Source organism: Runella sp. SP2 (genome assembly GCF_003711225.1).
Classification (GTDB): Bacteria; Bacteroidota; Bacteroidia; order Cytophagales; family Spirosomataceae; genus Runella.
Map to the genome: position 1 here is coordinate 3,885,170 of NZ_CP031030.1, position 21,981 is coordinate 3,907,150.

Here is a 21,981-nt window from a genome sequence, read left to right on the forward strand (position 1 = left end):
CCTTACGGTTTGGGTTTTACTTTGTTAAGGTAATTTTTTGGGCATTTTTCTGCGCTTTGATGGCCAACTCCATTGCCAAAAGACAATGAGCTTGTGGCATAGCCGTTTCAGTACGGTTCAGAACGTCGTCCACCAACAATCGACCATAAGGTAAATCTTGCTGCGTACAATCAATGTATCGAGTCTCTTTTTGATCCACCAAAAACAAGTGATTTCCTCCCGAACGACCGCCAATGTCGGTATTCTTACGAATTTCAATGAAGCCTTCCGTTCCTAAAATCGTCAAGCGGCCATCGCCCCACGTATTGAGGCCATCGGGGGTAAACCAGTCCACGCGAATGTAGCCCATCCCGCCGTTTCCGCGTAACATGACATCGCCAAAATCCTCAAAATTAGGATATTGAGGGTGGTTCGTATTTCCAATTTGCGAAGCAACAATTTCGCCCTGCGTAGAACCCGTAAAAAACAAAAATTGGTCAAACTGGTGAGACGCAATGTCACAAATGATACCGCCAAACTGTTCTTTATTAAAAAACCACTCAGGACGCGTTTTGGGGTTCATACGGTGTGGCCCCATTCCAATGGTTTGAATGACTTTGCCGATTGCCCCTGCTTTTACCAGTTCTCCCGCTTTTACGGTTGCTCTATTTTCAAGACGCTCGCTGTACATGATGGAATAAATACGACCCGTTTGCTTCTGCACTTTACGCACTTCAGCCAGTTGCTCAAGCGTCGTAATGCCAGGTTTATCCGACATATAATCTTTGCCACTTTTCATTACCCGAATCCCCAACGGAGCGCGTTCATTGGCAATGATGGAACTCAATACCAACTGAATAGACTTGTCGTCCAAGATTTCTTTTTCGCTTGACGCCAGCTTTGCCTTGGGGAAACGTTTTGCAAACGCCGCTACCAAATCAGGTTCTTTGGCATAAAACGAAACCAGCTCTCCGCCTCCACGAACTACCGCCTCTACTTGACCATAAATATGGCCGTGGTTCATGCCAATGACTGAAAATTTGATACGCGGCGTATCGTATTGAGGAACAACTATGGGGGCAACCGTCTCGGTGATTATATTTCCGTAAGCCATTGAAGGAAGCATCGGTAAAGCCATCATCCCTGCGGCAGAAGCAATGGATTCTTTCAAAAAGGTACGGCGTTGATTGGTTTTCTTTTTCATGTTCTTTATGCTTAAATAGTCGGGTTTTGAGAAACCCAACGCACGTTACATTTTAATATTTGTAGTTCCGTAAGGTTTACGTTGAGAGCGGCTCAACATCGCGTTGGCTTCTTTATCGTTCACAAAACGTTCGGTTTTAGGATCCCACTGCAACTTGCGTGGCAATTTCATCGCAATGTGGCTAATGAGGCACACCGAACAAGCACGGTGGCCAATTTCTACGGGCGAAATCGGTGCTTTGCGCGTTTTGATACATTCAAGCCAGTTGCCGTGTTGCTCATCGCTTTTATAGAGGTGAATTTCGTTTTCGCCAATCACCGAGGTAAGAATCTTAGGATCGCTGGCGTCAAGGGCTTTGCTGCTTTTTTCTCTCGATACTGGGTCGCTCGCCGAAGCCACATAGTCACCACGGGAAACCCAAATCCAACCTTCAGTTCCTTCGTAACGAATACCGTTCGGGAAGCCTCCGCTGGTGTACATCGTGATGCCGTTGGCGTATTCGGCCTTCACCATAAAGTCGCCGTGAACATTCCACAAACCTGATTTTGGAAACTCTGCCACGGCTTGTACCGAAATGGGACCCGTCAGTTCGGTGTCCATTCCCCACGCTGCCGAATCGAAGTGGTGTTGCCCCCAGCCCGTAATCATCCCCGCGCCGTACTGCTCAAGACGCAACCAACCTGGGCGTCCGTAGCCTTTTTGAGGATGCACGCCTATTTCAGTATATGGAACTTCGGGGGTAGAGCCTAGCCACATGTCATAATTGAAGCCCACTGGCACAGGCATCGCAGGAGCTGCTGGCCCTGATGGGTCGCCTGGAAGACCTACTTTTACGGTGTGAAGTTTTCCGATACGGCCATTCCGAACCAACTCCGCCGCAATCCGAAACTGCGGAGATGAGCGTTGTTGCGTGCCCACCTGAAGTACCGTACCTTTTTTCTGAATAATATCGCTCAACATCCGTCCTTCCGCAATCGTCAACGACGTTGGTTTTTGCAAATACACATCTTTTCCTGCCAAAGCCGCTTCAATCGCAGGTTGCGAGTGCCAATGGTCGGGCGTACTGATAATCACCGCGTCAATGTCTTTATTGAGCAACATTTCACGATAATCGTCGTACATTTTGGCGTCCACGTAGTTGGCATTGCCCGTCTTTTTGGCGTAGTAACTTTCAACCAACTTTTTACCATCCACCAAACGGTTTTTATCCAAATCGCACACCGCAATCATCCGTGCGGCATCGTGCTGCATCGTACCAACCATGTCGTGGTCACGGCCAATACGTCCACAACCAATTTGGCCAATGTTGATTTTATTACTCGGGGCATTTTTGCCAAAAACCGAAGCGGGTACAATCGTTGGCACGCCAATGACCGTTGATGCTGCTGCTCCTTTGGCAGTCAGTTCAAGAAATTTTCTTCTTGAAACAGAGGGTTGAGATGTGGTTGACATAAAAAGGCTTGGGATATAAAGGTATTTTCTAAATCGACTTCCTGAAAAAATACAATTCAGTACAGAAAAGCACTGTGAAAGAAACGCTTGTTGCAAATCACACTCGTTTAATTCTAAGCTAATGTTACTACAACAAGCCCATTTCACCAACTTATTTACTGTGTTGTTTTGAAAAAAAGCCTAAAATATCTATCGAAAACGTTTCCGAAAACGCCACCGATAGGTATTTTTTTATTACTAAATTTATATATTTTTGTGCAATTAAAGTATTTAACCACAACGTCAGCCATAGCGTAATCGCTAGACCCATTTTGCGACTAACTAGAAAAAAGACAATTATATGGTGGAGTGCAGACAATGCCAATCGGCAGCCGAAGTAGTGAAAGCTGGTTTTTTAAGAGGGCGCCAAAGATTCTATTGCAAGACGTGCCAAGTACATTTTACGGTAGAATTACCTTCCGTTTCTCCTCAGAAAGTCGTTCGCCAAACTACCATCATCGACATTGCAAAATCGCTCGGAGTCGCTCCTTCTACCGTCTCGCGGGCCTTAAATGGTAGCACCGACATCAATTCGTTGACGCGGCAAGAGATTCTACGGGTTGCCAACGAAATGGATTACCGACCTAACCTACTGGCGCAGAGCCTTCACCGTGGCGAAACCCACACGATTGGAGTGGTGATTCCTAACATCGAACGGCCTTTTTTTGCGGGAGTTTTAGCAGGGATTCAAAACGTAGCGACGGAAGCTGGCTATCGCGTGATGATTTGTCAATCAAACGAATCACATTCGACCGAAACCCTCAACGTTCAGGCGTTAATTGCCAGTCGGGTGGATGGTCTATTAATCAGTCATTCCAAAGAAACAACTTCGTTTGAACACATTCGTTTGCAGCTCAAAAAAGGACTTCCGATTGTTCACTTTGACCGTGTTTGTAACGAAGTGGAGACGGCCAAGGTGGTTCAAGAAGATTTTGAAGGAAGTTTTGCGCTGGTCGAGCACCTCATCCAGCAGGGTTGTCGCAGAATTGCCGTTTGTGCGGGGCCACCCCAATTATTAATCAGTCAAACGCGCTTAGAAGGCTACAAAGCTGCCCTAAGATACTACGGGCTTCCTCTCGACGAAACGTTAATTTACCACACCGAATTTAAGCAAGAAGAATCGTTGGCAGCACTTAACCATTGGCTTTCACTTCCCAATCCTCCCGACGGAATTTTTGCGGTTCATTACGGCAATGCCATTGAGCACTTGGTGGAACTCAAACGTCGTAAAATTCAAACTCCCGCCGAAATCGCCGTTGTAGGTTTTGGAGACGAACTCATTGCCGAACTCATTGAGCCTTCATTGACGGTCTTTCACCTTTTTCCGTTTGAAATGGGCGAAACGGCCGCATCATTATTGATTGACAACATCATTCACCGCGATACCTTTAGCCCAATCATCAAAAAAATGCGAGGGGAATTACGGATTAGAAAATCGTCATCGCGGCGGTAAACCACAAACGCCACAAAATGTATCGTCAAAGTATGGCCAATAGTTTGATAAATTGGCCCATGGAGACAATCGTAGTATTTTGATACGTCTCTAAACTCAGTAAATCATCATCGCCTGTCACCAAAAAATGGGCATCACAAGCATCACATACTCCTAATAAGTAGTCATCCTAACTACAGAAGGTATTGAGGAAATTTTTACTTCTTTTAGAAACAATGTTGCTAAGGAGATAAATCTCATTACCTGATTTGGTAGGATAGTTTTTGAAAATTTCTTTCGCGAAATAACCCCTTCAAACTCACGCAACAGTTCTTTGGAATAATACACTTGTAGATGTGGATTTCTAAAAACTCTGTAATACAACGTCCTACGAGAATTTTTACTGATACAAGCCGAAATGTACCAGTTAGCATCAACTACTACCCTAATTTTTTTTCGCATTACGGAATGCTTTTATCTCCTCCTGAATCTCAGCAGTTGAAATATCCATATCTGGCAACTCAGCATCTAATTCGTCAAAAAGCACATCTGCCATTTGCAACTGGATTTTTTTTGCAATTGCCAATTTTTCTTTTGCTGAAAAAGCATTAAATGTTTGTATAAATTCAACTTGTGTCATTGCCTTCATGTCTTTCTACCTTAGATGATACTTAAACAAAAATATCATTTTTTACCCCAATTCTCAAACCACCCAAGTTATAACCCCCGCGGCTCTACCATCACTACTTCTTCTTTGTCTAGCACTACTTCACCTTCTGGCAATCCTTTGGGCTTACGCACAAATTTTTTGGGCGTGACAATCACGGGGCAAAGCGTTTCCGTTCGCCGCTTTGAGTACCAAGCCGCCAACTGCGCTGCTCGTTCGATGACACTGTTCGGAATTTTGCGCCCTGCCTTGTATTTCACCACCACATGCGAGCCCGATACGTCACGGGCGTGCAACCACAAATCTTCTTTGTAAGCGTATTTTTTGGTCAATAAATCGTTGTTTTTTGCATTTTTTCCAATCAAAATCACGTAGCCTTCAAACTCAGTATGTTTAAATAATTGGGTAGGAGAAAGGATAGGCGCATCGGTCAGCAGGCTATTGTTTTTCAAATACTTCCGCAGCAACTTCAACGATTCAAACGCTTCTATTTCTTGTAAATGGTTCTTCAAGTCCTCTAGTTCTCCCTCGCGCAACGCGATGTTTTCTTGCAGTTTTTCAATTTCAATCCGTTCGTTTTTCGCTTTTCGGTAATACGTTTCGGCATTTCGCTGGGGCGAAAGGTCAGGCTTTAACTTAATGTCAATATCTTTATCTCGGTAAAAATCAAATAAAGTAACTCGTTCGGCACGCTCAGGAATTTGATGAAGATTGGCCATCAAAATATGCCCAATTTCCTCATTTTTCACATCTCCATCCACCGTTACCAGTTTTTGGAACGCTTCCTCCAAATAATTTTCGGTGCGTTGAATTCGCTTTTGAAGCATCCGAACCGCTTCCGATTTTTCCTTGGAAATGACCCCAATCCGATTGTAGGTCAAATAAAAATCGTTGAGGGCCTCAATCGGGTTGGTATGACTGCGAATGACCTCGCCCAGCGGCACCAACGAAAACGTAATTTGGTACTGCCACGTAGCAATGTAATACGTTGGATGCTCTAGCTTCTGAAGTACGTCTTGAATCAATGTCCACTTTTCTAAGCCAACTGACGGCTGACTAGTGAGTGCTGACGGCTGCTCTAAATACGCATTGACTTCCTTCCCAAAAGTCGGAAATAGCTTTCGATGATCGTACCCAGCCGCTTCAAATGCCTCCCAAGTTTGGTCGAGTTCGCGGTCGAGTTTGGATAGTTCTAATGTGTTGTCCGAAACGAGTTTGTTATGAAACAAATCAATCACGGTTTCTTCCTGAAACAACACCGCATTGGAACGATTTCCAAAGAGTTTAAAGACCAAGGTATAATTATTTTCCAGCACCAACCCAAAGGCTCGTTCGTTTTTAAACTGCCGCACGTCAACCACTTCCAAATCGTACAATATCTCAAACAAATCAACGCTGTTGTGGCGCGCGCGGCTAAAATCCTCGGGAAAATGCAGGCAAGCAAAGTCGGGACGCAGGGTAGCACGGAGAAAAAACGGACGGTAATAGTTGTTTTTGCCTCGGGCGTGCGCCAAGACAATCACCAACTCGTCTTTCTCTTGGCTGAAACATTCCATGAACTTCAACCCAACCACCAACGGCCGCAACGCTTGGCTCAACTGCCGCAAAAAATGATAATTCTGATACATACCGCAAAGGTAATGAGGAGTTGGCAGTTTACAGTAAATAGCCCAACTTAGCCAACGATGTTTTGGTCAAAAAACAAAAAACGCCAGTAGGCTTACAACCCACTGGCGTTCATTACAAAGAGGTTAGCTTATTTCTCTCTTACCAAAACTTCGTCGATAAGACCGTACGCTTTTGCTTCTTCGGCGCGCATCCACTTATCGCGATCAGAGTCTCTTTCGATGGTTTCAATCGTTTGTCCTGTGTGATTAGCCAAAATTTCGTACAATTCACCACGTAACTTCACGATTTCGCGGGCAGTGATTTCGATGTCAACCGATTGCCCTTGTGCTCCACCCGACGGCTGGTGAATCATGATGCGAGCGTGTGGAAGTGCCGCACGCTTGCCAGCAGCACCACCCGCCAAAAGCACGGCTCCCATCGACGCCGCGAGGCTCGTACAGACCGTGGCTACGTCAGGACGAACGTACTGCATCGTGTCATAAATACCCAAACCTGCATACACCGACCCACCTGGGCTATTGAGGTACATCAAAATATCTTTCTTAGGGTCAGCCGATTCCAAAAACAACAATTGTGCTACAACGATGTTCGCGATTTGGTCATCGACAGGCATACCAAAGAAAATGATACGGTCGGCCATTAAACGCGAAAATACATCTACTTCACGGAAGTTCATGGGGCGCTCTTCGATGATAGCGCGGGTCATATTTTCGACGGTGTGGTTCATGTATCCATCTACCGTAAGGCCATTCATGCCGAGGTGTTTTACTGCGTACTTTCTAAATTCTTGTCCGTGATTCATGGTAACTTAACTTTATATGTTTATTTTGTGTTTACTGAACATAAAATGCAAACGCTTGGTTCGACAGGCAAAAATGCAGAATTTAGCGTTTGCTTGTTGTCAGTTAAACCAACAAATTATCGGTGGAAGCGAGATTAGCGATGTGGAACATTCTGGAACGTCATGTTCCAGCCCCTTCTGTAGCCTATTGTTACGACCTATGGGAACGTTATCAGTTTGATTTTGTGGTGACTCGTCCGCGACACACCCGTTTGGGCGATTTTACGGCAAAACCCAATCAACGTGAGCGAATTACGGTCAATAACAACCTCAATCCTTATAATTTCCTCATCACGTACCTTCACGAAATCGCCCACCTCGAAGTGCATCGTTCGTACAAACGTCGCCAGCCTCCACACGGAAAAGCGTGGAAAACGCATTTTCGCGCATTATTACTGCCTACCCTGAACGAACAAACATTTCCCGCATCGATTTTGTCCCCGCTTACGCTATATTCTCATAACCCAACCGCCTCTACGGGTACTTTCTTACCACTCATGCAGGCCATCAAAAACGTGGATGCACCGCATTCGGATTTGGTCATGGTAAGTGAGTTGTCGGAAGGACAAGCGTTTCGATTACAGCAAAAAGTCTTTATCCGAGGCACGCAGCGCCGCACTCGCATCGTTTGTATTGAAAGAACCTCGCAAAAAAAATACTTAGTCGCCGCCCACGCTTGGGTAGAACGGCTGTAGTATTCTTTGGGAAACGATATACAAAAGCAGCATCTTATTCGTGAAATTTTTACTCACATATCGCTTTATTGGAAAGGTGCTAGGCGCGCTCCTCCTATCCTTAGTATTATTGGCTACGACAAGTTGGGGGCAAAATCAAAATTCGGTTCTTGCAAGTGGAAAGTGGTTTAAAATTGGAGTTACGCAAACGGGAGTCTATCGACTTGATGCGCCATTTTTTAAAAAACTGGGAATTCCTCTCAACGAAATTAACCCAAAAAACATCCGTTTGTTTGGAAATGGCGGGTATATGCTTCCTCAATCAAACGCCCAAAACAGGGCAAGCGATTTAACCGAAAATGCTGTTTTCGTTAAGGGGGAAAACGATGGCAAATTTGACGAAGGTGACGCCCTTTGGTTTTGGGGACAAAGTCCGCACGAAATTCGCTACAACACAGCCGAAAAACGCCTTAAACACCAGCTCAATCTCTACGCCGACACTACTTTTTACTTTTTACAACTAGACGCTACCCAAGCGGGGCTTCGACTATCGACCTATCCCTCAGGAAATTCGGGAGCGATACAAACTACCTTTGACGATTACGTTTTTCGGGAAAGTGAAATTTATAATCGGGTGCAATCGGGACGAGAGTGGTGGGGTGAGTATTTTGGCAATCAAACACGTCAAGATTTTTCGGCCGATTTGGAAGGTTTACTTCCTAACAGCCCCGTTAAAGTGACGGTCGCCAGCGTAGCCGCCGCGCAAGTCACGACCAAATTTGTGGTGGGGATCAATGGGCAAACCTTAGGCGAACAAACCATGGGAACGGTCACAACTTATCGCTACGATTCCAAAGGTTTGCGAACCCAAAAAACCTACGATGGCCAACTTTCAAACGCAACCACGAGAGTCACTACCTCCCTGACCTTCGACAAAGCAGGACAAGCCAATGCCGAAGGGTATTTAGATTTTTTTGGATTGCAAATTCAGCGCAGCCTTCGTTTATACACCCAACCCACTGTTTTTCAATCCCTTGCTTCGTTAACCCAAGATTCAGTTCGCTATCAGATAAGTCAGGCCAATGCTCAAATGCAACTTTGGGACGTGACCAATCCGCTACGTCCTGCCGCCCAATCATTTCGCTTATCGGGAACAGAGGCTATTTTTGGTACTTCAGGAAAAATACTTCGTCGGTTTGTGGCTTTTTCGGAAACACAATTGTTGACTCCAATTTCTGCACAAGCTGTTTCCAACCAGAATCTTCGCACTCTTTCAACTCCTAACTTACTCATCATCACGTCACCCATCTGGCTTAAACAAGCACAACGGCTCGCTACTTTTCGCCGTCAAAACGATGGGTTGGATGTCATCGTCGTCACCACAAATCAAGTCTATAACGAGTTTGCATCGGGGCAAGCTGACCCGACCGCCATTCGTGATTATGCTAAATTATTGAACAATCGCCAACCCAATACCCTCAAGTATTTGTTGCTTTTTGGTGATGCAACGTATGATTATAAAAACAACCTCAAGGCATTTTCACCGCTTGAAATGACCTATTTTGTGCCGTCTTACGAAAGTCGCGAGTCGGGGCACCCTGTACTGAGCTTTACGTCCGACGACTATTTTGGGTTTCTTAAACCTACCGATGGAGAATGGATTGAGGATTTTAGTGGGAATCATTTGCTCGACATTGGCGTAGGACGTTTGCCCGTCAAAACTACTGCCGAAGCCGAAACTGTAGTGGATAAATTAATCAGATACGTAGCGAAACGAAGTAGAGGAAAGTGGCAGCAAAAAATTGCGTTTGTCGCTGACGATGGCGATGCCAATTTGCACCAACAAGATGCCGAAAACTTATCGACGCAAATTGCTTCGAAGACAACCTCTTACGAACTTCAAAAGGTCTATGTCGATGCTTTCCCCCAAATTGGCACTCCCGTGCACGCCCCCGAAGCAAGCAAAACCATCGACAAACTGATTGACGAAGGCGTTTTGATTATGAACTATACAGGTCACGGTGGCATTTCCATTTGGGCTGATGAACAGATTGTTACGCTTCAAAATATCCTAAACTGGCGAAATCTCGACAATCTGCCGTTGATGATTACGGCCACCTGTGAATTTGGCCGATACGATAACCCTGGCGAAGTGTCAGGCGCCGAATTGGCCGTTTTGAGTCCAAGGGGTGGCGCCATTGCCATGCTGACCACCGCACGCCCCGTGTATGCCAGTACCAATTTTTTATTGAATGAAGCATTTTACGAAAGCGCCCTCGAACGCACCAGCGGGGATGTACCGCGCTTGGGAGATTTGATGCGAATGACCAAAAATAAAAGCTTCAGCGGCATTTTTAACCGAAACTTTACGCTTCTCGGTGATCCTTCATTGCGCCTCAACTACCCCGATTTTGACGTTGAAATAACAACACAGGACACCCTAAAAGCAGGCGGAAAGGCCCGAATAAGCGGCCAAATTAAACTTGGGAATGCCATCGTGAACGATTTCAATGGAGTGGCAAGTATCAGTGTCTTTGACAAAGAAAACCAGCTAATGACACTCGGTAGCGAAGATAGCAAAATGCCTTACAAGCAGTTTAAAAGTAAGATTTTTGAAGGAAAAGTAAGCATTAAAAATGGCTTATTTGCCGTCGATTTTGTTGTCCCCAAAAACATTGACACAAAACTCGGAAACGGGCTGGTACAAGTCTATGCCATCAACGCCGACAGTAGCGCCAGTGCCTTGGGAGGAAGCCGTAAAGTAGTGGTGGGCGGAATCAACACCAACCTCAACGACACCCAGCCTCCCGTGGTTCAGCTTTACCTCAACGACGAAAACTTTGTGGAAGGCAGCCAAGTTGATGACAGCCCACTTTTCATCGCAAACCTTTCCGACGACAACGGAATTAATGTGCTGCAACCTATGACGTTAACCCTCAATGACACCCTTTCTGTAGTGGTAAACGATTATTTTTCGGCTAGTCAAGACAATTTTAAACGCGGTACCATTCGTTATCCCTTAAAAAAATTACCTACAGGTGACTACCTCCTCCGACTAAAAGTCGCAGACACATATACTAATTGGAACGAAAGTACGTTAAGTTTTAAGATAGGCAAAGAATCGGCTATTGTGAAAAACATCATCGCCTATCCTAATCCATTTGTAGAACAAGCCACCCTACAAGTAGAGCTGGTCAATGAAGGAGAAGATGTCGAAGTAACAACAACAATTTTCGACGTCAGTGGGAATTTGGTACGAAGCGAAACACAGACCATTTACAATTCGGATGATATCCTAACCACCATGACTTGGAACGCCGCTACGCACTACCGCCAACCCGTACCCGCTGGCGTTTATGTGTATCGAGTTACTGTGAAATCACTTACTCGCCAACAGGCTCAAACCGTGGGTGGTAAGTTAATAAAACCAAAATAGATTTTGAAAATAGGAATTACTATCTTTGCGTGTTTTAAAATAAATGTACGTCTCTTGACACAGTCACATTTCTTCCATTTCCTTATGCTAAGAAAAACCTCTCCCGTCGTCGCTTTGGTGGGTCTTTGTATTTCTTTCATCTCTTCGGCTCAAGGTCCAACTACTGCAGGCCAAGACAGTTCTGGAATTAATCCAGTAATTGCTTCCGTTCCCTTTGCGGCTTTTACCCCTGATGCTCGTAGTGCTGCGTTGGGAGATGCGGGTGCTGCCCTAAGCCCAGATGCAAATGCTATGTACTGGGGTGCGGCTAAATTAGCTCAAGCAACCAAAAACTACGGAGTCTCTTTTTCATATACACCATGGCTTCGCAACGTAACTGAAGATATGTATTTTGCGTATCTATCTGGCTTCAAAAAAATTGGCAAAAACCAAGCAGTGGGTGTTAGCCTTATGTATTTTGACCACGGCATGTTTCAGGCGCGTAATACCTTTGGAACTTTGCTAGGCAACTATTACTCTAACGAATTTTTTGCCTCAGTAGCCTATTCTCGTAAACTTTCGGATAAGTTTTCAATGGGCTTGAACCTCAAATACATCAACTCCAATCTTGGGGGAGGTGTTCAAGTAATGGGGAACTCTGCCCTTAAACCTGGTACAACTGCCGCGGGTGACTTGAGTGCTTTTTACCAAACTGAAGACATTGACCCTGGAACTGGCAAAGGCTGGGGTTATTCGTTCGGCTTAATGCTTCAGAACATTGGGGGTAAGGTAAACTATGGCGGTACTGATAGTGGCTTTATTCCAACGACCTTTAAATTCGGTGGGGCAGCAACTCGCCACATCGACCCTTACAACAAGATTACCTTCACCATGGATTTGAACAAGTTGATGATTCCAACGCCCCCAATTCGTGACGCGTCAGGAAGAATCACGTCGGGTAAAGACCCCAACCGTAGCAGCATTGCCGCCATGTTTAGTTCATTTTCGGATGCACCAGGTGGCACAAGCGAAGAACTTCGTGAGTTTATGATTTCGGCAGGAGCTGAGTATTGGTATAACGAAGTATTTGCCGTACGGGCAGGATACTTCAATGAAGCTAGAACCAAAGGAAATCGCAAGTACTTTACCGTTGGTTTTGGGGCACGTATCCAACAGCGTTATGGTATTGATTTTGCTTACTTGATGCCACAAACACAAGGTAGCCCATTGGCCAATACCTTCCGCGTATCACTCATCGTAGATATGTTCAAAAAAGCCGCCGATATGGCGATTGATAACAACGAAAGCGAGAACTAATCATACTCGTTTTTCAAAAAGAAGCCGCTTACGAAATCGTAAGCGGCTTCTTTTTTTGGGGTTATGAACAACCTTCGGCGCAGAATTCGGGTTGTGAGCAACCCTCAACACAGAGCGAGCAACCCTCAGCACGGGTGGCGCGGTTTGCTCACAACCCGCGCTTCACCCGAATTTCTGTCTTGATATAATGCTCCGAATGACTGATTACCCAGCGCTTACACGCTTCTTTTTTTCCGTAAAGACTTGAGTACCATCCCTCTTCTTCCGAAATATCCAGTAAATTACTTTGTTTATCAAAAGCAGTCAACTCAACGCTGTTTTCGGCTATTTCCGACGGATGCCAAATTTGGTGCATGGGTAGGTCGGCAGGTGCATTTTCTAGCCAATCTTCGATTACCCAGACCAATTCACCTTGTTTTTTCTGCACTGTTCTACGGTGAATAATACCTTTCCCTACCTGCGCAAAAGCTTCTATTTGTCCTTCAAAAATCCATGTTTCGTCTTGTTGTTTCCAAGAAGCCTTGGCTTTTTTCACCCAGTCATACCACACAAAACGAGGCCCTTTTTGCATTTGGTCGTGGAGTCCAAGCATCACGGTGTTGTGCGAGGCCGTTCCTGCAAAATAACGCGTCCATTTTTCATCGGTATTGTACAAGTAAGAGCCCGCATCGCGCAACAGGTTTTGACCGTTGACCCAAATATCTAAATGCAAGTTATCGGCTTGAAAAGGGCGGTCTTTGTACGCTCCGCAACGAATAAACGTCACACTCTCATCCACATCGCGCACGACGTAGTAACCTCCTTTTTCAAATGAAAAAGTACCTGTAAACGATTTTTGAGCGGGTTGAGAAATCATCGTTATTCCAAACCAAAAGCAGTCTTCTGTCATTTGAGTTGGAACGCCCAATACTGCTTCCAGCGCCGACAATTGCGGTCGGTAGTCGCGGTAGTACGCCGAATTGAGCGGAAAAAACAAAGCGCCATCGTTATTGCCATAATTGGGCAACCAGCCCGTTTGGGTATCCTGGCACGTTTTTAAAAAATGCAACGACGCTTTGGCACGGTGATACACCACTTCAGAAAAAGTTTCCCCGTTGAGTTCACTCAAACGTATGGCCCACGTAAGCAATTGAATCACAACGCGGTGGTAGTTCATCGAAAACTGCAAAAACGTTCCGTCTTCGTAGATTTGGTAAGTAATTTCTTCTTCAAACCACTTTTTTCCAAGTTGTTTCCAGCGCCGAGCTTCGGGGAAGAACGGGTACAAAAGCCCTACAAGGTACAAAGCCAAAGTTTCGGTAATAGCGTGATTATTACGTACGGCAATGCGTGAGAAATTTATATTTTCTTCCACGTGCCGCATTTGCCAATACAACACGTGCATTATTTTCTCAAAACGAGCTTCCGTCAGACTTGGTGAGTTTTTATAATAATGCAACGCAAAAGTCCAGTTCAGCACCCGCAGCGAAATTTCTTGGCTACAACGCCAGTTAGGGCCACAGTTGATAGGATTGGCGTCTATCCAACTTTCAATTTCTTGAAAAACCGTTTCAGCATTGTTTTCTCCCAAATGAAAATCACCGCGAATCAACGGATATAAAAACGCGAATCGTGATTTTTCCCACACGTATTTAATGTCTCCCGCTACGGGCGACAAATCAGGAATGTCTGTCCAGTGTTTAGTGGCGTCGTAGCGGTAGCCGTTGGATGGGTTGGTTAGCCAATCATTCACTTCGTAGTACGTCGCGCTGAACATCAAAAAGCGACCTTGTCGATATTCGCGAAGGTGGTCAATCAACCGTTTTTGTTCTTCTTTCGAAGGTTGAAAAGCCTTGTTTAGGCCCTCTTTCCCTTCAAAAAGGAAGCGAATCTTAGACTCTTTCCAAGTCGCCAACGAAGCCCATCTTCGATATGGCGGTTGCTTAGGAAAAGCTGCTTTGAGCAGACCAGTTCGGCGGCGGGCTTCGTACCACAGCCGAAAAGCTACGTATCTCGGGCCCATATTGGCCAACATATTGAGTACTTTTTTCATAAAAATTCCTCAAAAGAAAAAGCCGTGATGGATGTCACGGCTTCTACGATTTTTTGCTAGTCGCTTACTTAGCTTCTTCTTCGGCAGCTTCAGCGGCTGGTTGTTCTTCGGCTGCTGGCTCAAACACTTGAGGTACTTGAACCAAAAGAATGTTGTACCAAGAAATAATCTTACGAATATCTGAAAGGTAAACACGCTCGGTATCGTATCCTGGCAACACACCACCCATAAAATCGACCAATTGATAGTCTGACATCGCTTTAGGGTCAAGGGCTTCGCCTTGGTATTTGCTGTGAATGTTTTCAAAAACAGTAGCAAGCGGCGTCGCTTGGTCCGAATCTGCCATGAAGATGGAAATATCTTTCAACACAGAAACACGCGCCGAAGCTCCAATCATTGATTTTTCACGCTTTGCGTCCAAACTTTCTACGATTACTCCTCCGCGTCCTGGTTTTAGGATGCGATACAAACCCGACTTACCCGAGAAGTTGGCAATCTCTTTCAACAATTCCATATGTCACTAATGATTTTTTCGGTAGTTATTTTTCAGAATGAGGCCACAAAAGTAATGCTTTTTCTTGAAAAACACGAAAGTCGTCGGCTGCTTGAAAACAACTGACGACTTTTTCGTTTTGGAAACTTAACTTCACTAAAAATGGCTGTAGGATACAATTATTTTCGGGTCTTTGTTTCAGTTACTCCGTTGGTAGTCACTGTATAAGTACGGTCGCAAGCTCCATCCCCATAATCCACAATTGTTTTTGGTTTCTCTGGACGACTAATCTCGATGGTTCCCGCCACAGGAAAACCTCCGCTTGTGGCCTTACACGCTATTTTTACGATAATTGATTTGGTAATGGTAGAAGAAAACGTTTTTCCATCGCTGCCAGTAGCGGTAGTAGCACCTGTAATGACGATTTCGTCGTCGCTGAAATTTAACGGTGTGCCTTTAGTATCCGTTTTTCTGGTTTTGGTACTGTTAAATAAGATTGTTTTGCCGTTTTCGGTTGTGATGGATGTTTCGGTAAAACTCTCTTTGGTGACTAATTTACCATTTTCTAACACCAAACTAACCACATGTTTCCCCGTAATTGTTCTTGGGCCACGTTGAAAGTTTTCGTAGGTAATGGTCTGTGTCAACAACCCCGAAGCATTGGTAGCAGGTCGAAGAGGCATCTGAATCGTCATTTTTCCACCTACTTTTCGTCCGTCACATTCTTTGGAAGTTCCATAATCTACAACGACGGTTATGACGCCATTGGCTTGAGTTCGAGTGATGGTCGCGCAGTTGTCTTTTTTGAGAGGACGCATTCCCACACCAGTGCTATCAGTTCCCGTAGTAGCCGCCTCGCGTGCTCCCGAAAAACCACCGAAGAGGTCTTCATTGTACGTAAAAACGGCTTCGGTTTCATCCACAATCGCCTGATTATCTTCGGCAGTTACGTTTTCAGTTTCAGGACTTACGGATGAATTGTCCTGATTACAAGCTCCCATTGTAACGATAAGTAAACAGATAGTGGCAAGTTTTTGCCCATTCAGATTCAGTTTCATGGAACTTTTGTTTTTGGATTTAACATTTGTTTTTTGACTGTTTGTGTCCACCTTTGTCAGGGTTCACTGGTACTTAGAATTTTTATCCTATCAAAGGTTTAATCGCCTCGTTAACAAAATTTAACAAAATATGCTTACGCCCGAAGAACTGAAACGTTATAGCCGACATTTGCTCATTCCTGACTTGGGAATAGAGGGCCAACAAAAGCTAAAAGCGGCCCGCGTTTTGGTCGTTGGGTGCGGTGGACTAGGCAGCCCTATTTTGCTGTATTTGGCGGCGGCAGGCGTAGGTACAATTGGAATAGTGGACGGCGACCGCGTGGATGATAGCAACCTACAACGTCAGATTATGTACGGCAGCGAGTCGGTAGGAAAACCCAAAGTGGAAGAAACTCAGCAGCGGTTACAATCGCTCAATTCGTTTGTGCAGGTAAACCCGTACTTTGAAAACCTGACCTCTCAAAATGCCCTTTCTATCATCGAATCGTACGATTTTGTGGTGGATGGTTCCGACAATTTCCCGACGCGCTATCTGGTCAACGATGCCTGTTTACTTCTTAACAAACCCTTAATTTACGGTGCTATCTACCGTTTTGAGGGACAAGTAGCGGTTTTTAATTACCAAAATGGCCCCAATTACCGCGATTTATTTCCGACTCCTCCCCCACCCGAACTCGCTCCCAACTGCGCCGAAGCAGGGGTATTGGGCGTACTGCCTGGCATTATCGGCTGTCTGCAAGCCAACGAAGCCTTGAAGTTAATCACGGGGATTGGAGACGTTCTTTCGGGGAAATTATTCATTATGGATGCCCTCACGATGATTAGCCGCACGATTCGGATTCCCAAACTACCCGAGCGGCCAACTGTCACTCAACTGATTGATTACGAAGCTTTTTGTGGAATCACAAACGATATAGAAAGCGATATTTCGCCTGAAGAATTCCAGGAGTTGATTACTAACGGCATTGATTTTCAACTGATTGATGTCCGCGAGCCTCACGAATATGAACTAGATAACCTCGGCGGTGAGCTTATGCCGCTTTCCAGATTGGAAGAATTTGTGCCCATGATTCAACGTAATAAGCGGGTTATTGTTCATTGTCAAAGTGGAATGCGCAGCCAGAAAGCAATTACCCGACTGAAAGATAAATTCGGATTTACTCAGCTTTCCAACCTAATTGGAGGAATTGTAGCGTATCGAAAATTGTAATTGCTTTTAATTGTAAGAAAAGTTTATTTTTGTACAAACAATCACTATTATGACTCTTGTTATTCCTGACGAAATCCTGTTAGAGGCGCGCTTATCACCTTCCGAATTAAGGGTAGAATTGGCCGTGTACCTCTATGAAAAAAAACGGATAAGTATTGGCAAAGCGCGTAAAATGGCTGGCTTGAGTCTGATTGATTTTCAAAAAGCGCTCACCCAACGCAACGTTTATATTCACTACGACGTGATAGAATTAGAAACTGATTTAAAAAATCTCAATTTGACGTAATGCTAATTGTTAGCGATACCTCCCCAATTACCAATCTTATTCAAATTGATTTACTTCCAATTTTGAAAGACATTTATGGAGAAATCATTATTCCTGAGTCGGTTTACCAAGAACTCTGCGAAATTGAAAATCAACAAGCAGTGATTGATCAAATGTCTTGGATTCAAGTAATTACTCCTCACGATTTTAATTTAATCAAACAACTTAAACAGGAACTAGACCAAGGGGAGTCCGAATCTCTTGCACTTGCTATTGAACTAAATGCCGATTTTGTTATTATCGACGAACTTAAAGGGCGTCAAAAAGCACAGGCTATGGGTATCAAAGTCATTGGTCTTTTAGGTACACTTTTAAAAGCGAAACAGCTTGGTATTATTCCTTTTATCAAACCTGTCATTAACCAACTCATTGAAGAGGCAGGCTTTCACATAAACCCTCAACTTAAAGCACATATATTAAGTCTTGCTTCTGAGTAATAAAATGACCACTCAACTTGTCCTTACTGCTGACGGGTCCCATACTTTGCTCAATGAAACCCTGAATGTTCATTACCACTCCATTCACGGCGCGCTACAGGAGTCGCTACACATTTTTATCAACTTGGGTTTCAAAGAAATTCTTCGCCAACGACAAGAAGTTAATTCAAAAGCCCCAATTTATGTCTTTGAAATGGGATTTGGAACTGGGCTAAATGCCCTACTTACGTGGCTCGAAGCCGAAAAAAACAGCATTCCTGTTCATTATGTGTCTATTGAAGCCTTTCCTATAGCTCCTGAGCAAGCACTCCAACTTAACTATGACGGGCTCCTTTCTAGCACCCAACTTGCTCATTTACACCATGCTCTTTGGGGAAAAGCGGTTGACTTATCGCCTTATTTTACAATAGAGAAACACCTAACTACGCTCCAAGATTTTGAGCCCCTACATTCATTTGATGCTATCTATTACGATGCCTTTGCCCCTACGGCTCAACCTGAACTTTGGACGGAGGACATTTTTCAGAAACTAGCTCCTTGGCTGAAACAAAACGGGAACCTAACTACCTATTGTTCTAAGAGTTACATACAACGTAATTTAAAAGCCGCAGGATTAACCATTGAAAAGCACCCTGGCCCCAAATACAAGCGAGAGGTGATTCGGGCGGTGAAATAATGTAAAACACCAACTTCCCGAAAGCTTTACAACAAAAAAACTTCCCGAAAGCTTAAAGCTTTCGGGAAGTTGGTGCCTACTACGCTTTACCCGTCAGGATTCTATTCCAATACAACCAGGGTAACACGTATTTTTTCAGCACCCACATGCTCCATCTCGGTACTGTTTGATCAAAAGGGAAGGTCATTTTAGGGGTGTTGCTGTAATCAAATTCCGCCAGCATCAGTTTGCCATATTGCGTCGGAATCGGACACGCGCTGTAGCCATCGTATTGTTCTTTGAGGCTTTGTTGTTTGAGGTAAGAAAGCAAATTACTAACCACCACAGGTACTTGCTTACGAATCGCCGCCCCCGTTTTACTGCAAGGAGCGTTGGTACAGTCGCCGCACGCAAAAACATTAGGAAAGCGACTGTGCTGCATTGTATTTTTATTAATTTCTACGTAGCCAAACGGATTATTAGGGTCGGCAAGTGGGCTATTTTTGATAAAATCAGGCGCCGATTGTGGTGGCACGGTATGGCACAAATCAAACTTTATTTCCTTACGAACCGTTTCGCCTTGCTCATTTTTTGTTTCATAATACAGCGTTTGATTTTCTCCATCAACCTCCACCGTATTACTCAAAAAATGGGGCTTAATATTGTTACGATTTACGACGCCCGTCAGGGTTGCGGCGTATTCTTTTACGGCAAAAATAGCTCCCACGCCCGAGATATAATGAACATCACATTTGTCTAAAATTCCTTTTTTACGCCAATAATCGCAGGCCAAATACATGATTTTATGGGGAGCGCCACCGCATTTGATGGGGCTAGAGGGGTTGGTGAAAACGGCCGTTCCGCCCTCAAAGTTTTTGATTAACTCCCACGTATAGGGAGCGGAATCGAACGAGTAGTTACAAGAAACATTGTTCTTCCCCAGGGTATCTTTTAACCCTTTTATTTTTCCCCAATCCACCTGAATTCCTGGCGCCACAATCAGGGCATCATAGGTATATTTTGTACCGCTTCGGCAAGTTACTTGGTTTTGTTCGGGTTGGAATGTCGCCACCGCATCTTTGAGCCAAGTCGTTCCTTTGGGGATAAAATCGGCTTCGTCTTTTTCGGTATCTTTAATATCAAACTCACCTGCCCCAACAAGCGTCCATGCGGGTTGGTAATAATGTTTTTCGGAAGGTTCAATGATACCAATTTGCAGCGATGGGTTCTTACTTAACAACTGAGAAGCTGCTGATAATCCTGCATTGCCGCCACCAACGATAAGGGTTTGGAAGTGTGTAGTAGTCATGGGAAAAAGAGGAAGGTTGTTATTGAGGTCAAAAATCAACATTCCCTTCTCTTTTCTTTGTAACAAATATCACACAAGCAAGAAATTTAATTCATTTTTCAAGAAAAAACCCTTCTCGAAAGTTTTAAAACTTTCGAGAAGGTTGGGAATCGACTCTATTCGGGTTTTAAGCAACCCTCAACACGGTATTTGAGCAACCCTCAGCACGACAAAAAACCTCTCGAAAGTTTGAAACTTTCGAGAGGTTGGCTAATTGATACTTTCTTTTACTTTTTTTGATTTGTACTTCACAAAAATATTTATCCAAATACGCCGTCCTATCCGAAAATACAACGGCATCAACAAAATAAGTGCTGGAATCAAAAAGGCCAAGAGTCGTAGCTCATCTCCGCCGAGTAACACCACATAGCCCAAAAATGACGTCACGATGGTCGCCACATATAGCCCATAACTGGTGTACATAGCTCCGAAATAAAAACCTGGCTCTCGCTCAAAATCTTCGTCGCAGTGCAAGCAACGTTTGTGCATTTTATCGAAGTTTTTGAGATCGTAAGCCGTTTTTGTTACAAAAAAATCTCCTTCGTGGCAGCGTGGACACTTGTTGAAGAGAATACTGTATAGTTTGGTTCCTTTTAGCATAATTGTACCAGTTTTTGGATAATTCATCGGGTTGTGAGCAACCCTTAGCACGTTTACACGTTTAGTTCGGCAATCTATCTTTTAAGAGCCCGTACGTCCAAGTTCCTGCAATCGCACTCAGGAGGGTTACAATCACCGCCACGTAGCCACTTCCGATTTGGGCAAACAAAGGTCCTGGACAAGCCCCCGTGATTCCCCAACCTAAGCCAAAGAGCAATCCGCCGTAGATTTGTCCCCGCATAAATTTCTTAGGGTGGAACTGCACAGTTTCGCCCGAGATGGTTTTAATGTTAAATTTTTTAATCAGAAAAACCGAAATCATCCCTACCACTACCGCCGAGCCAATCACGCCGTACATGTGAAAGCTATGAAGACGAAACATTTCTTGAATACGAAACCACGAAATGATTTCCGCTTTGACGAACACAATGCCAAACATTACCCCCACCACCAAATACTTGAGGTTGCCGAGGGTGCTTTCGCGCTTCACCATGTCGTTGGGCGCGTCGCATACTAAGTGTTCAGGGAAAGATACTGTATTTGTATTTGTTTGATTCGTTGCCATGAGATTCGTTGATTGAAGGTTAGAAAAGTTTGAAAATGAAAGGAAGAAGTACTTGTACCATCACAAAGCCGCCAATCATAAAGCAACAAGTTGCAATCAGCGACGGGAGTTGCAGGGTTGAAAGCCCCATAATCGCGTGGCCTGATGTACAGCCACCTGCCCAGCGCGTACCAAAACCTACCAAGAAACCACCAAACACAAAGAAAATAAAGCCTTTGAGCGACAAAATATTTTCAAGTGCAAACAAATCGGCGGGCATCAAACCTGCAAAATCACGAATACCCAGCTCTTGCAAAGCGGCAATGGTTTTTTCCGAAATCACCATTTGGTTAGGATTTGCAAGAAATTGAGTGGCTAAAAATCCGCCGATCAATACACCTGCCACGAAGAACAAATTCCAGACTTCTTTTTTCCAATCGTATTTAAAAAAAGAAATGTTAGCAGGAAAACACGCCGCACAGATATGGCGCAAAGACGACGAAATCCCGAATGATTTATTGCCAATGAGCAACAAGGTTGGCACTGTCAGGCCAATCAACGGCCCTGCTACGTACCACGGCCACGGTTTTTTAATGAGCTCGATTAATTCCATAAGTCAGAGAATGAGTT

Annotated in this window: 21 protein-coding genes; 8 read left to right on the plus strand and 13 right to left on the minus strand. The window is 44.5% G+C overall.

The genetic code is table 11. The features are described 5' to 3' along the window. Window positions 1–16: 16 nt before the first annotated feature. Both DTQ70_RS15500 and DTQ70_RS15505 read right to left on the minus strand, forming a co-directional pair. Window positions 17–1,183 (minus strand): Gfo/Idh/MocA family protein, encoded by a 1,167-nt coding sequence (locus DTQ70_RS15500; protein ID WP_122931649.1) that lies wholly within the window; start codon window positions 1,181–1,183, stop codon window positions 17–19. A gap of 45 nt (window positions 1,184–1,228) precedes the next feature. Then, window positions 1,229–2,635, minus strand: coding sequence for a Gfo/Idh/MocA family protein (locus DTQ70_RS15505; RefSeq protein ID WP_122931650.1), 1,407 nt, complete (start codon window positions 2,633–2,635; stop codon window positions 1,229–1,231). Window positions 2,636–2,975: 340 nt separating this feature from the next. Here DTQ70_RS15505 and DTQ70_RS15510 point away from each other — a divergent pair, with 340 nt between their 5' ends. After that, complete coding sequence (locus tag DTQ70_RS15510) at window positions 2,976–4,127, plus strand: LacI family DNA-binding transcriptional regulator (RefSeq protein ID WP_122931651.1); 1,152 nt, start codon at window positions 2,976–2,978, stop codon at window positions 4,125–4,127. A gap of 153 nt (window positions 4,128–4,280) precedes the next feature. Here the strand turns inward: DTQ70_RS15510 and DTQ70_RS31315 are convergent, their stop codons facing one another. The 4 genes from DTQ70_RS31315 to DTQ70_RS15530 form a co-directional block, all read right to left on the minus strand. Further along, window positions 4,281–4,568 carry a putative toxin-antitoxin system toxin component, PIN family gene (locus DTQ70_RS31315; RefSeq protein ID WP_122931652.1) on the minus strand — a complete coding sequence of 96 codons (288 nt, stop codon included), beginning with the start codon at window positions 4,566–4,568 and terminating at the stop codon, window positions 4,281–4,283. Then, window positions 4,552–4,746, minus strand: coding sequence for a hypothetical protein (locus tag DTQ70_RS15520; protein WP_164490060.1), 195 nt, complete (start codon window positions 4,744–4,746; stop codon window positions 4,552–4,554). Before DTQ70_RS15520 ends, DTQ70_RS31315 begins: the two co-directional genes overlap by 17 nt. Before the next feature lie 77 nt (window positions 4,747–4,823). After that, on the minus strand, window positions 4,824–6,401 hold the full coding sequence (locus DTQ70_RS15525) for an NFACT RNA binding domain-containing protein (protein WP_122931654.1): 1,578 nt from the start codon (window positions 6,399–6,401) through the stop codon (window positions 4,824–4,826). A gap of 128 nt (window positions 6,402–6,529) precedes the next feature. Then, entirely contained in the window at window positions 6,530–7,204 is a 675-nt protein-coding gene (locus DTQ70_RS15530) for a ClpP family protease (RefSeq protein ID WP_122931655.1), read from the minus strand. Between the two features lie 122 nt (window positions 7,205–7,326). On the opposite strand from DTQ70_RS15530, the gene DTQ70_RS15535 reads away from it, so the two are divergent. From DTQ70_RS15535 to porV, 3 genes are all read left to right on the plus strand, one after another. Then, window positions 7,327–7,938 (plus strand): sprT domain-containing protein, encoded by a 612-nt coding sequence (locus DTQ70_RS15535; protein ID WP_229599951.1) that lies wholly within the window; start codon window positions 7,327–7,329, stop codon window positions 7,936–7,938. Between the two features lie 40 nt (window positions 7,939–7,978). After that, the gene (gene porU, locus DTQ70_RS15540) at window positions 7,979–11,353 is read left to right on the plus strand and encodes a type IX secretion system sortase PorU (protein ID WP_122931657.1); all 3,375 of its coding nucleotides are present in this window, start codon (window positions 7,979–7,981) and stop codon (window positions 11,351–11,353) included. An 84-nt stretch (window positions 11,354–11,437) separates the two neighbouring features. Then, window positions 11,438–12,649: a type IX secretion system outer membrane channel protein PorV gene (gene porV / locus DTQ70_RS15545; RefSeq protein WP_122931658.1), complete on the plus strand. Its 1,212-nt coding sequence runs from the start codon at window positions 11,438–11,440 to the stop codon at window positions 12,647–12,649. 148 nt (window positions 12,650–12,797) lie between these two features. On the opposite strand, the gene DTQ70_RS15550 is transcribed toward porV, so the two are convergent. From DTQ70_RS15550 to DTQ70_RS15560, 3 genes are all read right to left on the minus strand, one after another. Beyond that, the gene (locus DTQ70_RS15550; protein ID WP_122931659.1) at window positions 12,798–14,681 is read right to left on the minus strand and encodes an alginate lyase family protein; all 1,884 of its coding nucleotides are present in this window, start codon (window positions 14,679–14,681) and stop codon (window positions 12,798–12,800) included. Window positions 14,682–14,745: 64 nt separating this feature from the next. Next, a complete protein-coding gene (locus tag DTQ70_RS15555) occupies window positions 14,746–15,195 on the minus strand; it encodes a DUF5606 domain-containing protein (protein ID WP_122931660.1) in 450 nt (149 codons plus the stop codon). Window positions 15,196–15,353: 158 nt separating this feature from the next. Further along, window positions 15,354–16,232: a hypothetical protein gene (locus DTQ70_RS15560; protein ID WP_164490061.1), complete on the minus strand. Its 879-nt coding sequence runs from the start codon at window positions 16,230–16,232 to the stop codon at window positions 15,354–15,356. A gap of 130 nt (window positions 16,233–16,362) precedes the next feature. Between DTQ70_RS15560 and moeB the strand changes: the two genes are divergently transcribed. From moeB to mnmD, 4 genes are read left to right on the plus strand one after another with little or no spacing between them, the layout of a single operon-like run. Then, window positions 16,363–17,442, plus strand: a complete 1,080-nt coding sequence (gene moeB / locus DTQ70_RS15565) for a molybdopterin-synthase adenylyltransferase MoeB (protein WP_122931662.1) — start codon at window positions 16,363–16,365, stop codon at window positions 17,440–17,442. Window positions 17,443–17,491: 49 nt separating this feature from the next. Beyond that, window positions 17,492–17,728: a UPF0175 family protein gene (locus tag DTQ70_RS15570; protein WP_122931663.1), complete on the plus strand. Its 237-nt coding sequence runs from the start codon at window positions 17,492–17,494 to the stop codon at window positions 17,726–17,728. Continuing rightward, the gene (locus tag DTQ70_RS15575; RefSeq protein ID WP_122931664.1) at window positions 17,728–18,204 is read left to right on the plus strand and encodes a DUF3368 domain-containing protein; all 477 of its coding nucleotides are present in this window, start codon (window positions 17,728–17,730) and stop codon (window positions 18,202–18,204) included. Before DTQ70_RS15570 ends, DTQ70_RS15575 begins: the two co-directional genes overlap by 1 nt. A gap of 4 nt (window positions 18,205–18,208) precedes the next feature. Next, window positions 18,209–18,880 carry a tRNA (5-methylaminomethyl-2-thiouridine)(34)-methyltransferase MnmD gene (gene mnmD, locus DTQ70_RS15580; RefSeq protein WP_122931665.1) on the plus strand — a complete coding sequence of 224 codons (672 nt, stop codon included), beginning with the start codon at window positions 18,209–18,211 and terminating at the stop codon, window positions 18,878–18,880. Window positions 18,881–18,959: 79 nt separating this feature from the next. On the opposite strand, the gene DTQ70_RS15585 is transcribed toward mnmD, so the two are convergent. From DTQ70_RS15585 to DTQ70_RS15600, 4 genes are all read right to left on the minus strand, one after another. Next, the gene (locus tag DTQ70_RS15585) at window positions 18,960–20,168 is read right to left on the minus strand and encodes an FAD/NAD(P)-binding oxidoreductase (protein ID WP_122934428.1); all 1,209 of its coding nucleotides are present in this window, start codon (window positions 20,166–20,168) and stop codon (window positions 18,960–18,962) included. A 249-nt stretch (window positions 20,169–20,417) separates the two neighbouring features. Next, window positions 20,418–20,807, minus strand: a complete 390-nt coding sequence (locus DTQ70_RS15590; RefSeq protein ID WP_122934429.1) for a DUF983 domain-containing protein — start codon at window positions 20,805–20,807, stop codon at window positions 20,418–20,420. A gap of 61 nt (window positions 20,808–20,868) precedes the next feature. After that, window positions 20,869–21,372 carry a DUF6691 family protein gene (locus tag DTQ70_RS15595; protein WP_122931666.1) on the minus strand — a complete coding sequence of 168 codons (504 nt, stop codon included), beginning with the start codon at window positions 21,370–21,372 and terminating at the stop codon, window positions 20,869–20,871. Window positions 21,373–21,391: 19 nt separating this feature from the next. After that, window positions 21,392–21,964 (minus strand): YeeE/YedE family protein, encoded by a 573-nt coding sequence (locus DTQ70_RS15600; RefSeq protein WP_122931667.1) that lies wholly within the window; start codon window positions 21,962–21,964, stop codon window positions 21,392–21,394. Window positions 21,965–21,981 lie beyond the last annotated feature (17 nt).